The organism is Dermatophilus congolensis, from assembly GCF_900187045.1.
GTDB lineage: Bacteria > Actinomycetota > Actinomycetes > Actinomycetales > Dermatophilaceae > Dermatophilus > Dermatophilus congolensis.
In genome coordinates this window covers 2,263,949-2,277,314 of sequence record NZ_LT906453.1, presented here as the reverse complement: position 1 = coordinate 2,277,314, position 13,366 = coordinate 2,263,949, and the positions used below count along the sequence as shown (strand labels likewise).

The 13,366-nt window shown below is 57.9% G+C and carries 11 protein-coding genes; 7 read left to right on the top strand and 4 right to left on the bottom strand.

Annotated elements, in window-relative coordinates:
- Positions 1 to 44: 44 nt before the first annotated feature.
- Complete coding sequence (locus CKV89_RS09755) at positions 45 to 1,097, top strand: 4-hydroxy-3-methylbut-2-enyl diphosphate reductase (protein ID WP_051277158.1); 1,053 nt, start codon at positions 45 to 47, stop codon at positions 1,095 to 1,097.
- Between the two features lie 34 nt (positions 1,098 to 1,131).
- Here the strand turns inward: CKV89_RS09755 and CKV89_RS09750 are convergent, their stop codons facing one another.
- Positions 1,132 to 1,704, bottom strand: coding sequence for a GNAT family N-acetyltransferase (locus CKV89_RS09750; RefSeq protein WP_051277156.1), 573 nt, complete (start codon positions 1,702 to 1,704; stop codon positions 1,132 to 1,134).
- A 338-nt stretch (positions 1,705 to 2,042) separates the two neighbouring features.
- Between CKV89_RS09750 and CKV89_RS09745 the strand changes: the two genes are divergently transcribed.
- Positions 2,043 to 2,270, top strand: a complete 228-nt coding sequence (locus tag CKV89_RS09745) for a hypothetical protein (RefSeq protein ID WP_154657567.1) — start codon at positions 2,043 to 2,045, stop codon at positions 2,268 to 2,270.
- A gap of 186 nt (positions 2,271 to 2,456) precedes the next feature.
- On the opposite strand, the gene CKV89_RS09740 is transcribed toward CKV89_RS09745, so the two are convergent.
- Positions 2,457 to 3,623, bottom strand: a complete 1,167-nt coding sequence (locus tag CKV89_RS09740) for a DNA recombination protein RmuC (RefSeq protein WP_051277154.1) — start codon at positions 3,621 to 3,623, stop codon at positions 2,457 to 2,459.
- 107 nt (positions 3,624 to 3,730) lie between these two features.
- On the opposite strand from CKV89_RS09740, the gene ychF reads away from it, so the two are divergent.
- On the top strand, positions 3,731 to 4,816 hold the full coding sequence (gene ychF / locus CKV89_RS09735; protein WP_028326505.1) for a redox-regulated ATPase YchF: 1,086 nt from the start codon (positions 3,731 to 3,733) through the stop codon (positions 4,814 to 4,816).
- A gap of 978 nt (positions 4,817 to 5,794) precedes the next feature.
- Positions 5,795 to 6,523 carry a S1 family peptidase gene (locus CKV89_RS09730; RefSeq protein WP_084440846.1) on the top strand — a complete coding sequence of 243 codons (729 nt, stop codon included), beginning with the start codon at positions 5,795 to 5,797 and terminating at the stop codon, positions 6,521 to 6,523.
- Between the two features lie 83 nt (positions 6,524 to 6,606).
- Here the strand turns inward: CKV89_RS09730 and CKV89_RS09725 are convergent, their stop codons facing one another.
- Entirely contained in the window at positions 6,607 to 7,932 is a 1,326-nt protein-coding gene (locus CKV89_RS09725) for an FAD-dependent oxidoreductase (RefSeq protein WP_051277152.1), read from the bottom strand.
- A 147-nt stretch (positions 7,933 to 8,079) separates the two neighbouring features.
- Between CKV89_RS09725 and CKV89_RS09720 the strand changes: the two genes are divergently transcribed.
- Entirely contained in the window at positions 8,080 to 8,646 is a 567-nt protein-coding gene (locus tag CKV89_RS09720; protein WP_028326503.1) for a hypothetical protein, read from the top strand.
- 12 nt (positions 8,647 to 8,658) lie between these two features.
- Here CKV89_RS09720 and recQ read toward each other — a convergent pair whose 3' ends face one another.
- Complete coding sequence (recQ, locus tag CKV89_RS09715) at positions 8,659 to 10,530, bottom strand: DNA helicase RecQ (RefSeq protein ID WP_051277150.1); 1,872 nt, start codon at positions 10,528 to 10,530, stop codon at positions 8,659 to 8,661.
- A 134-nt stretch (positions 10,531 to 10,664) separates the two neighbouring features.
- Here recQ and CKV89_RS09710 point away from each other — a divergent pair, with 134 nt between their 5' ends.
- Both CKV89_RS09710 and CKV89_RS09705 read left to right on the top strand, forming a co-directional pair.
- Complete coding sequence (locus CKV89_RS09710; RefSeq protein WP_028326501.1) at positions 10,665 to 12,128, top strand: MFS transporter; 1,464 nt, start codon at positions 10,665 to 10,667, stop codon at positions 12,126 to 12,128.
- A gap of 98 nt (positions 12,129 to 12,226) precedes the next feature.
- The gene (locus CKV89_RS09705) at positions 12,227 to 13,342 is read left to right on the top strand and encodes an alpha/beta hydrolase (RefSeq protein ID WP_028326500.1); all 1,116 of its coding nucleotides are present in this window, start codon (positions 12,227 to 12,229) and stop codon (positions 13,340 to 13,342) included.
- Positions 13,343 to 13,366 lie beyond the last annotated feature (24 nt).

Here is a 13,366-nt window from a genome sequence, read left to right as displayed (position 1 = left end):
AGCGCATGTGTCCACGCCCATTCCGTCCTCACTACGATGGTCGAGTGAGTGAAACCACCCAGACCTACGCCCAGCACGGCACAGACACCACCCCTGCTGGCGGTAAACGTGTATTGCTGGCTGCTCCGCGCGGCTACTGCGCCGGTGTGGACCGGGCCGTCGAAACCGTGGAAAAAGCGCTAGAGGCCTACGGCGCACCGGTTTACGTGCGTAAAGAAATCGTGCACAACAAGCATGTTGTTTCTGTGTTGGAGCGTCGCGGCGCGATCTTCGTCGACGAGACTGACGAGGTTCCCCAAGGCGCCACGGTGGTGTTCTCCGCTCATGGTGTAGCACCAAGCGTTCATGACGAGGCTGCCGCGCGCAGCCTGCGCACCATTGACGCCACCTGCCCACTGGTGACCAAAGTGCACCGCGAAGCCGTGCGTTTCGCCAACGCTGATTACGACATTCTTCTCATCGGTCACGAAGGCCACGAAGAAGTTATTGGCACTTCCGGGGAAGCCCCCGAACACATCACACTGGTGGACGGCCCCGCAGATGTAGCGAACGTGCAGGTACGCGACCCAGAAAAGGTAGTGTGGCTCTCCCAAACCACCCTGTCCGTGGACGAGACCATGGCGACCGTGGCAGCGTTGAAAGAACGCTTCCCGCACCTTATTGACCCGCCCAGCGATGACATCTGCTACGCCACACAAAACCGCCAAGGCGCCGTGAAACAGATGGCAGCCGACTGCGACGTGTTCATCGTGGTGGGCTCGCGTAACTCCTCGAATTCCCGTCGCCTCGTAGAGGTAGCCGTGGAGCACGGCGCTCGGTCGGGACACCTGGTTGATTACGCCGCCGAAGTTGACGACGCCTGGCTTGAAGGCGCCACCACAGTCGGTGTCAGCAGTGGCGCTTCAGTACCGGAAGTACTAGTGCGCGACCTGCTGGAACACCTTGCCGAGCGCGGCTTCGCAGAAGTGACTCCGGTGGTTTCCGCCGAAGAAAGTCTCCTTTTTGCGCTGCCACCAGAACTACGCCGTGACTTGAAGGCGCGCGGCATCCAATTCGACGCGAAGGTTCGTGGTGACGGAGGCCAACATCTACGTTGAGCGAAACATGGCTTTAGTCAGTGCCGAAACGTAGTCAGCTGCCCGCGGTGGGCTGGACTGGCCACGGCGGCGCACCAAACCAGTAGCGGCGGAACCCATTGCGGGAACCGTCGTAGCGGCCACCGACCCTCTCGATCGTTCTTCTAGACGCGTTGTTCTCTTCCCGACAACACACAAGGGTCGGTGCCGCGCCCACCTCCCCGGCGATCAAAAGCCCCTGCCCAAGGGCTGCGGTGGCTATCCCGCGGCGCCGCGCCGAGGGACGGACGCTGTACCCGATGTGTCCGGACTGGTCGAGAAGAAGCTGCGTCAAGGCATGTCGACACGCCAGAAACCCCAGGAGAGGTCCACCGTCCTGCCACGTGTCATCCACGATCCAGCGGTAGGTGCAATGCACATGCCCGGCAGGAGGCGCCACGTCGAGGTCTTCATATCGGCGCCGGTTGCCCAGATATTCTTCAAAACCAGCTCGGGTTGACTCGGGAACCTCGCTCCGCTGGTAGCCCGACCCATCGAGAGCCCCTCCACCGAAATCGAGCAAACAGTCACGCCATGCTTCGAATCGCGAGGCATCGGGCTCCACGAGCCGCACATTTTCGTGAATCATTGGGATTTCCTTTCGCGATTTGGGTAGCAATTCACCCAACGTTCTCGCAGATGGGGTAGGGATCTGCGAGAACGCAGTAAAAGAACTCGGTGGCTGTCATGTTTTGAGCAGAGCACTTGTCTAGTAGCGCAGGGCAGCTCGACGCCACGCTTTGGAATGCATCGTGGAAATAGTACCCGCGCACCTAGGAAGTGAAGTAAATTTTTTTCACGTAAGTGAGTGGTTCCAAGCTGCTTCTTTGGGATGCCATCTAAAATCTAAGCGCTAAATGTTTCATGGATGCAACTTTTTGCTGCGGGATGCCCCTCGGGAACTTTTAGGCGCGCAAGTCTAATGAGGTGAATGCAAAAATGATGCAATCACAGAAGATTGCCAAAAAGTCTGCGGGGATAGCTTTCCTGGCCGCTATTGTAGTTGCTGGAGTGACGGTAGGAATAAATGGTGTCTCTCCAGATAGCCCTGGGGGAGCTGTTCAACTAGTCTCTTTTGTGCTTTTTGGTGCTGCAGTTGCGGCAGGAATGGTCTACGCGCTAATTTCGGCGGTCACTAAAAATAAGTCTTTCTAAGAAAAGTGAGTCATATTGACGCCCTAAAGGATTGCTTGCCATTCCATCTTGATGCCTCACCTTGTTTTCTGGCTCCGCAGGCGTTGGGTGGCTGTTCTGGTCAATGGCTGGATCAGCCATCCGATAGTGATGGCCGCCGATCGTTATGTGAAAAATCCGGAACCGCTTGATAAGCGGCAAAGATAATTAACCTGCGCTGCGTTTTTCTGCGTCATCGATGCTTTCGAGCAGTTCAGGGGCGGTCAACGGTCGCGGGGTAGCATCCAACGGTTTCACAGCAGCGATTTCATCGCTAGTGATTCCCAGATCAGAGAATTTACGCGCCGTCACAAAGACTCGTGTCTCCAAAGTGCCAACAAGCTTGTTGTAGTTGGCGACCGAGTTAGACAGCGAAGACCCCACTGCCGTGAGGTGGGTGCCAAGAGTTCGCAGCCGTGAATGCAAATGAGTACCCAAATCAAGGAGCTCTTTAGCGTTCTCAGCCAGAGAATCCTGCTTCCACACATATGCGACAGTACGCGCCAAAGCAAAAAGAGAAGCGGGGGAGACAAGCACTACCTTGGCAGCGAGAGCCTCTTCATACAAGGCGGGATTAGCATCAAGAGCCGCAGAAAGAATCGCATCACCCGGCACAAAACACACCACCATCTCCGGAGTAGTTGCGAAAGCAGTCCAATACTCCTTACTGGCCAAAGTGCGCACGTGCGAACGCAAGTGGGCTGCATGCTGGTCGAGATAGGCAGCCCGCTCATCATCATCAAGATGGGTCCCTTGAGCTTGAAGAAAAGCATCAAGAGGAGCCTTGGAGTCGATGACGAGCGACTTTCCACCCGGCAACGTGACAACAACATCAGGGCGCACGGTCTTACCTGCAGAATTAGTGGAGGTGACCTGGTCGGTGAAATCGCACCACCGCTCCAGCCCCGATAGTTCAAGCACACGGCGCAGCTGCGTTTCGCCCCATACGCCGCGGATATTCGAGGATTTCAACGCCCCGGCCAGAGTGGCAGTCTCTGACTGCAGCCCACTAGTGGCGCGAGAAACCTCGATGAGTTGAGCGCCCAAACGGCCAAACTGTTGCTGACGGTCACGCTCTAAAACGGTGACCTGTTCAGCCACACGGGCGATGGTGTTTTCCAGGGGAGCTAGCGCGGCCCGCGTAGAGCTGTCTTCATCAGTAATGGCACGCATATCAGTGATTTGCTCACGCAAGCCTTCGATATGGGCTCGTGCTGCAGCGAGCTCTGATCCCGTTTCCATTCGACCTTGAGTGCGACCAAGACGGAAAGCAGCCACGACCGCTGCGACAGCAAGAAGCAAAACGAGCACGAAAAAGAACGTCACCTGGCTCATGAGCCAACTCTTTCACTTAGCACCGTCATTATTGGAGTGGGCGGCTGACGTGCGTGCCGAACGGCTTCGTCGCTGCACGCGCGGCGTGCCAGGTAGAGTTTTCCCTCGTGGCACTCACCATTGGAATCGTCGGTCTCCCTAACGTCGGTAAGAGCACTATGTTCAACGCTCTGACCAAGAACAACGTCCTCGCGGCGAACTACCCGTTCGCCACGATCGAGCCCAACGTGGGTGTTGTTCCGCTGCCTGACCCCCGCCTCACCCGGTTGGCGGAAATTTTCGGCAGCGAGAAAATTTTGCCAGCGACGGTGTCGTTCGTTGATATCGCCGGGATCGTCCGCGGCGCCAGTGAAGGCGAAGGGCTAGGAAACAAATTCCTCGCAAACATCCGTGAAGCCGACGCGATTTGCCAGGTGGTCCGGGTATTCGTTGATGACGACGTCACTCACGTCGACGGCAAAGTTGATCCCGCCTCTGACATGGAGACGATCAACACCGAGCTGATCCTCGCGGACTTGCAAACCTTGGAGAAAGTCCTTCCCCGCCTCGATAAAGAGGTCAAGGGCAAGAAAACTGATAAGGCTGTTCTTGACGCAGCACTTGGCGCGCAGAAAATCCTCGAAGCCGGTGACACGCTCTTCGCCAAGGCCGAAGCTGAGGGTGTGGACGTAGCGATCCTGAAAGAACTTGGTCTCATGACGACCAAGCCGTTCCTCTATGTGTTCAACATGGACGAAACACAGCTAACCGACACTGAACTGCAAGAGCGCCTATCGCAGCTCGTAGCACCAGCCGAAGCGATCTTCCTCAACGCCCAGCTCGAAATGGATATGGCTGAGCTTGATGATGAGGAAGCCGCTGAGCTTCTTGCCGAAGTAGGGGTATCTGAGCGAGGTCTGGATCAGCTCGCCACCAAAGGATTCCGCACGCTGGGGTTGCAGACATACCTCACCGCTGGACCTAAAGAATCTCGCGCCTGGACCATTCGTCAAGGATGGACCGCTCCGCAAGCAGCTGGCGTGATTCACACAGATTTCCAGAAAGGCTTCATCAAAGCCGAAATTGTTTCCTTTGATGACCTGGATGCTGCCGGTTCCATGAATGAGGCAAAAGCAGCCGGGAAAGTCCGCATGGAAGGCAAGGACTACGTCATGAACGACGGCGACGTAGTCGAATTCCGCTTCAACGTGTAGAACCGCTCTGTCATGAGATAGCACGCTGCAGGGGCTGAGGCATTCCTCGCATAATCGACCTTCATATCCGACCTCTTGCCCCTGCAGGTCGGGCTTACGAGGAAGAGCTGTCGCCGCCGATGGCGGCTGCGCCGAGCGTATGCACGGCCGGGGCCGTACCCCGAAGGACGTGGATGGCCTTTTAATACTCGCTGCTGTGAACTCATGGAGCTGTTCCCGGGGCGGGGTTTGGTGGTTGAGATCGCCGGTCGTTCCGGCGGGTGGGGGAGTGGCTGCTATCTGGTGAAGCAGTGCGCTGTGCTCGTCAGGGCGAATGCGCAATCTATGGCGTGGATCTGGGCTGCTTGGCTGGCTACTAAGAAGAAGTTAATACGTGTTGGATTGTGTTGAAGTTCCGGCTAATACGCATTTTGTGACTATGTGTGAGGGCGAGATAACGAAAAGGAAACTTTCGTTCGCCAGTCGCGGACATAAGTACCACAGGCAGTTATTCCTCGTGGCAGAATCTTTATGTCCAGCTAAGTCGGGCTGGACACTGCTTACACAGGGGGCTCAACCCAGATGTGGGCGTGCTCTAAGGACAGTAAACATTTTTCCAATGCGTACGCCCCATCTCGTGATGAAAGTTCTTTGACTGATCAGGGGAACTCCTTTTCCGCGGGAGTGAGATGAGTCAAAGAAAACTATTCACACAAAAATTTATTGCACCAATCAATCATTAAGACAAGCGCCGCATTTGTGTGGCGCTTGTCACATTTATGTCCGCAGGATTGCTGCCAGAGAATCTTCCACCTAAGGTGAACCTAACCGAGCTGCAGGTGATGGGGGAGCATCTAATTCAACCCGCACCTCGAGTTTCACTGAAACCCTGCTTTTCGAAAATCCAGAGGGACGCTAGTGATTTTTGAAAAGCATCCAAAGTGCGCAGAAAACGACGTTGATTTCGCGCGCCTCAATCTACGATGCAACAAAAAGGTGATGAAGAAGAAAATGCGTGCTTCTCGTAAAAAAATCTCTGCAGCAGCAGCCCTGATCCTCGGCGCAACCCTCCTTGCGCCCCTCGCGAACCCCAGCGCCGCGCACGCGATCATCGGGGGAGAAAAAGCAAAATCTGACTCAACAGTCCTGTTGAACATCTACCTCAAAAAAGGTGGAGACTGGGGATGCACAGGTAGCCTCATTGGTGACCGCTGGGTCCTCACTGCTAAACACTGCGTCAGTGAAGCAAAAAGCCTCGATGGTATCCACACCTATCACACCAACACTAGGGCAAACCCCGGACCAGCAATCAAGGCAGAAAAAATCTTTCAACACAAAGATGCCGACATCGCTCTGATCCGCCTTGCCTCGCCAATAAAAATTAACTCCTACGAAAAACTCGCTGAAAACCTGAAAGTTAAAAAAGGACAGGAAGCGACACTCCTCGGATTCGGTGTCCGCGACATCGTTAAAGAAACACCATCTGACGGTCTCTACTCCGCCAAAATCAAAGTACGAAGCGAATCCGTCACCGAAGACGGAAAAGTCATCAACTTCGTTAAAGGAACCGGAGTTGCTGGCGCTGGCGACTCTGGCGGCCCAGTAAAAATTGATGGTGTCGTCGCCGGTGTCCTATCCACAGGACCGCTTCGTGAAGGCGACGAAGACATGGATGTAGTGAACGTTTCCGCCTACCGCTCCTGGATTAAAGAAAAGTCCGGCATCTAACCGAGAAAATCACACAACAAAGGTGTCCCCCATGCTCACGTAAGCATGGGGGACACCTCCACGCAAAACTGCTCACCAAACCCCTACCCCCGCGCTTCGCACCGCAACACCCGATGCAGCCACTCCACCAGCCGATAAACCCGCGGGTAGTACCTCTCCCGATGCGCAATCCACGGCCCAATCACTTCACGATACGGAGCCACGCCAGCACCCGGACCAAACAAACGCTGCTCCACCTGACTACCGCGAAAACCACACACACTCTGCACCTGACCCAACACCCGCATCACCACACCACTAACCCGAGCCACCGGATCCGACGAACGCACATTCTCCGCCAACACCGACGCATACACCCCTAACGCCTCCAAATCCGGCACCCGAGCCGCGTTGTACTGCGCAAATGCTTCCACTGAGCCGCGCCCCAACACCTCCGTCACCTTCAATGCGTCCTCCAAACCAGCGTTGATCCCCTCACCCGTCGGAGGAATCACTCCATGGGCAGCATCACCCAACAACACCAGCCACTCGCCCTCGTGCACCCGAGAACACCTCACCACCGCGCCCGAAAACGAACGCCGCGAAAAGAAATCCACGTAATCCTGCTCTACCAGCAACGGAGCAACCTGCGGAGCATGCTCAGCCACAAACCTCCGCAACGCCGCCACATTCTCTGCACTCGCCTCCTCAGCCATAAGCAACCCCTCATCCGGACTGCCCTCCACGCACGTCAAAGACACACACCACACACCCGTCGACAACGCAGCCGCATACACCCCCTTAGCGCCAAACACGTAATGAAACGACGGGTCCACCCCTGCAGCCTGCGCCCCCACCTGCGAAAACAACACCCGAAACCGAACGCCCCACGGCTCAACCCGAGGCGAAAACCCCTCAACCTGTTCACTCAATGCCTCCCGCGCCACCGAACGAACACCATCAGCAGCAAACACCCTCGCCTGCGCAGCATCCACCTCCACCACCCCAGAAATCGTCGAAAAACTCAACTTTCTCGACACAACATCAACCCCAACCAAACGATGCCCCGTCACCACCTCAATACCCGCACACGCACGTGCCTGCTCCAACAAAACCCGATTCACAAACGCTCTGGTCGTAGACAGAACCCGGCCACTACGCAACTGCGCCACCTGACGGCGCCCCGCAAACACATGCCACCCTGCAACAACCTTGCTACCCCGCTGCACCCGCTCCAAAAGTGCCGGAGAAATCCGCCGCAATGTTTCCTGACCTCGCGGATTCACCCCAATCGGATAGCTATTAGCATCCGAAAGTGGAAACTCCTCCTCACCCTCATACACCGTCACCGCATGCCCGGCCTGAGCCAACAACAACGCCGTAGCAAGACCCACCGGCCCACCACCAACAACAACGCACTGACTCGACATCACACTTGCTCCTTTTCAGCCGCAGACCCAATAACCGACGTCTCACTCTCAGTAATGCGGCACCTCTAGCCACCGTAGACTTAAACCTCCAGGCACGGTCCCGCGAACCGCTGGACCGAGAGGGTTTCCAGACACAAGGAACACGACATGATCGTCCGCGGGATCGCAGCAATAACGGCAGCAGCCGTCATCACCATGTCAGCCCTCCACGGCGCAGCCGCCGCAACCCCGCCCCCCAGCCCCGAAACCACAACCACCCGATGCTCGGCCGCCAACGCCCCCGGCAGAGTTCAAACCCGCCCAGACATCGACCACGACTCCCTCAACACAGCCCGGGCCATGCTCACCGACCTCGTCAACTGCGACACCAAAAACCTCATCACCCGCACCATCAAAGACCACACCCGCCTAACCTTCTCCCTAAACAAACCCGCACCCTTCTGGACCACCCCCATCCGTGACGGACGCTACAAAGCCCTCGCCCGCGCCTTCACCATGACCACCCCCACCCGCGACGGCAACGACTACGTATGGCCCCGCGTAGCCTCCACAAACGGACACAAAGACACAGACGCCTGGAACGAAGCCATCCGCGCCGGCCTCATCACCGCCACCGAAGCCGAAAAATCCCGCTCAACCGGCAAGGAATACCCCGGCTGGCGTATCTTCATCGGCCTCGATGGACACGTCACCGCCATCATCCACGGAAACTAACCATCCGACCCCTCACCGCCTACACCCCGCCACAACCTCAAGCACGGCATCCCCATAATCAGCTAACTTCTTAGCCCCCACCCCGCTCACTGACGCCAACTGCGCTCTCGAGGTCGGCCCCGCCTGAACAATCCCCACCAGAGTGGCATCCGAAAACACCATAAACGGAGCCACACCACGCTCACGCGCCACCGACAAACGCCACCGCCGCAACTGCTCAAACAACTCCCGATCCGCGCCCTGCAATGCACCCGCCGCCCGAGTAGAACGCTCAGCACCAGAATTCGCCCGCACAGCCTTAACCGGCACACGCCCCACCGCCAACTCCACTGACACCTCACCCCGCAACACCCCAGAAGTACCCTCACCTGGCACCAAAACCCCATAATCACCCACCGCCTCCACCACCCGCCGCGCCACCAACTGACGCACCACTGAACGCCACTGACGCTGCGACATATCAGCCCCCACACCCCACACACTCAACTGATCATGACGCGAAACACGCGAACGATCCGACTGCCTCCCCATCAGCACATCAATCACCTGACCAGCACCAAAACGCTGATCACGCTCCCGATCCAACCGAATAATCGCCGACAACAACTTCTGAGCAGCAACCGTGGCATCCCACGTTTTAGGCGGCGAAAAACACACATCACAGTTGCCACACGGACCCGACTCCTGCCCGAAATAACGCAACAACTCCACCCGCCGACACGTCACCGACTCACACAACGCCAGCATCGCATCCATACGAACCCGCGCCGCCTGCTTAAACCGCTCATCACCATCACCGGCATCAATTAACCGACGCTGATTCACCACATCAGCCAACCCATAAGCCATCCACGCCGTCGCAGGAAGCCCATCACGCCCAGCCCGCCCCGTCTCCTGGTAATACCCCTCCACAGACTTCGGTAAATCAAGATGCGCAACAAAGCGCACATCCGGCTTATCGATCCCCATCCCAAACGCAATCGTCGCTACAACAACAAGACCTTCCTCACGCAGAAAACGCTCCTGATGATGCTGCCGAACCCCCGCATCAAGCCCCGCATGATAAGGAACCGCAGCCACCCCCTGCCCAACCAGCCAAGCCGCCGTCTTCTCCACACTCTTACGCGACAAGCAATAAACAATCCCCGCCTCACCCGCATGCTCCTGCGTAATCAAACGCAACAACTGCTCCCGAGGGCGATCCTTCTCCTCAATGCGGTACTGAATATTGGGCCGATCAAAACTCGAAACAAAATGCGCAGCCCCACGCAACCCAAGATTCTCCGTAATCTCACGATGCGTGGCCTGCGTCGCAGTAGCAGTCAACGCCACCCTCGGCACACCCGCAAACTCTTCCGCAAGCACCGAAAGCCCCAAATAGTCTGGGCGGAAATCATGACCCCACTGCGAAACACAATGCGCCTCATCAATCGCAAACAACGCCACATTCACACGCCGCAACAACTGCCGCGTACGCCCGAGCACAAGACGCTCCGGAGCCATATACACCACATCAAGCTGCCCCGTAAGCAACAACCGCTCCACCCGCTGCTCCGCAGCCGCATCAAGACTCGAATTCAAAAAAGCAGCTCGAACCCCCACAGCCTCAAGCGCCGCAACCTGATCAGCCATCAACGCAATCAACGGAGAAACCACCACTGCCGTACCCCGCCGCATCAAAGCCGGAATCTGATAACACAGCGACTTACCCCCACCAGTAGGCATCAACACCACCGCATCACCACCACGCGTCACATGCTCAACAATCCGCGCCTGCTCACCCCGAAACGACGAATACCCAAAAACCTGCGACAACACGGCCAACGCTCGCGTACCCACATCACCCAAACCACCCCACACCCCACCTACCGACCACTCAGTCATACCCCCACGCTAAATACCCACCCATACCCACCACACGGGAATGAACACCACCCGCGCGTCGTTGCGGTGCCCGAACGCATCACCACGTACAAACAAACAACACACCAATCCACCCCCACCGAACGCGAGGTGTCATGACACAGAGGACGCACGACACATTCAGCAACGAACAAAAACACGTCCTCGCCATACTGCTCATACCGGCATTCATGTCTCTGCTTAGCGTGTCGATCATCAACGTCACCCTCCCAGCCATCTCCGGCTCACTACACACCGGCACCTCCGGACTGCAATGGGTCATATCCGGATACGCACTCGTCTTCGGAGTCCTCCTGGTCCCCGCAGGCAGAGCAGGAGACGTATGGGGACGAGGCAAACTCTTCACCACCGGACTAGTCACCTTCGGTCTCGGATCCCTCCTATCAGGACTAGCCCCCAACATCATCATGCTCAACCTGGCCCGAGTAGTGATGGGCATCGGCTCTGGCCTACTCAACCCCCAAGTCACAGGCATGATCCAGCAATACTTCAACGGCCACGCCCGCGGCCGCGCATTCGGCGCATTCGGCGGCATCATCGGCGTATCCGTTGCCATCGGCCCCGTCCTAGGCGGCACCCTCATCGCCCTGCTCGGCTCCGCCGCAGGATGGCGATGCGCATTCCTCGTCAACGTCCCCATCGCCTTCGCCGGAGCCATCGCCGCACGCAAACTCCTACCCCCAACAGCCTGGGCAGCCCACCCCGACAACTACCCCACCGCCACCAAGGAAAAAGCCGACTTCGACCCCATCGGCATGATCCTGCTCGCCCTAGCCACCACCTGCATCATGGTCCCCTTCATGGAAGCAGCCCTGGTAGGCCCCACCATCTGGGTAGTCCTTGCCATCGGATTAGCCCTCGTCGCCGCATGGCTACGGTGGGAAACCAACTACCGCCGCCGTGGACACCAACCCATGGTCGACCTCGACCTGTTCACCACCCGATCATTCGCCAACGGAGCCATGCTCATCGCCGTCTACTTCTTCGGCTCCACCAGCGTGTGGCTCATCATCGCCCAATACATGCAAGCAGGCCTTGGCCACAGCGCATTCGCCAGCGGCATGATCGGCCTGCCCTCAGCCATCGCCGCAGCCATCACCGCACCCATCGCTGGCAAACACGTAGTACGAATCGGACGCCCCCTCGTCCTATGGGGACTAGGCATCGTTCTCATCGCACTGCTATCCACCGGCGCCGTAGCACTACTACACAAACACGGCATCAGCGAATGGTGGATGCTCCTGACCCTCAGCTTCCTGGGGCTAGGACAAGGAATGGTTATTTCCCCCAACCAAACCCTCACCCTGGCCGACGTCCCAGTGCAATACGCAGGCAGCGCTGGAGGAGTGCTCCAAACCGGACAACGCATCGGCACCGCAATCGGCATCGCCGTCATCACAACCGTCGCATTCCACACCGCCACCACCAACGGCTGGGACCAAGGCCTAGCAATCGGAATGGCCGCCACCGCCTGCACCACCCTGGCCGCCATCGCGCTGGGAACATTCGACCTCATCATGACAAAACGGGAACGCCGCACCACCCCAGATACAAGATGAATACCTTGTGTCTGAGAACAACGCGCGTCGCATAGCCCAAACAGAACACCAGAGCTACGGTGACAAAACCTCACCCACCCCCTACCCGAAGGCACCCCATGGCTCGCCGTTCTCTCACACTCACCATCGCCGCGGACATGATCGCCGCAGGCACCATCACTGCCCCCACCACCGCCCACGCCGCCCCCACACCAGCAGCAAAACCCACCAGCGAAGGGCCCCATTCGCCCCTAAACCGTAAAAAAGCACCACTGAAAATCCGCACCACCAAGACAGCCACCATCCGAGAAGCCGACCTCGGCGACATCAACCTCGGCCCCAAAACCGCTCCACAACGCTTCCGCGCACCAGTACGCGGAACCCTCATCACACCCCGCAAACCCAAAGCCCACGCACCACTCATCGTCTTCGGACACCTACGCATGCCAGACTGCGCCAACAAAGCACTGACCTACCCCTGCCCCAAAGGCGTCCAAGAAATTCGGTACGACCGCGGAATGGTCTGGCTCGCAGAAGCGCTCGCCGCCCGGGGGTACTCCATGCTCATTCCAGACCTGGCGCCAATCTACTCACCCCAAGACACTGAAAAACCCTACGACCAAAGAGCAGCATGGCTACGCACAACAGAAATGCTGCGAGCGCAGATGCTCTCCGCCAACGCAGGAAAACGCTCCGCCTGGGGAACCGGACTAACCGGCATGATCGACGGCCGTGACACCACACTGATGGTCCACTCACGCTCGGCATACATGGTGAACACCACCGTGAACGCATGGCGCAAATCACCCACCCCCATCAAACAGATCCTCGCCTACGGCGCGTGGCAAAACACACCATCCACAGACGAACCTCCCGTGCCCTTCCCCGCCGACATCCCCTTCCTCGACATCGCTGGCACCGCCGACGGTGACGTCGACCACGCCGGATCGCAATGGATGACCGAACTCATCGGCCAGCGCCGCACCGCCCCGGCATTCCACGTCGAAGTCACCGACTACGGACACAGCTACATCAACCGTGAACTATCCCGCCGCCACCTCGACGACCGTGACGGCGTCGACAACGGCCCCACCGCAGCCGACCACGAAAAACTCCTCCTAGCAGCCACCCGTGGCTGGCTCGACCAGACAGTTCGAGGCAAACACGTATTCCCCATGAAAGCCACCGAGCCGCTACCCAACGGGCTCATCGGCACCCCGCCCGCTACCTCGTAGCAACCCCAGGAACTGTCGTACGCC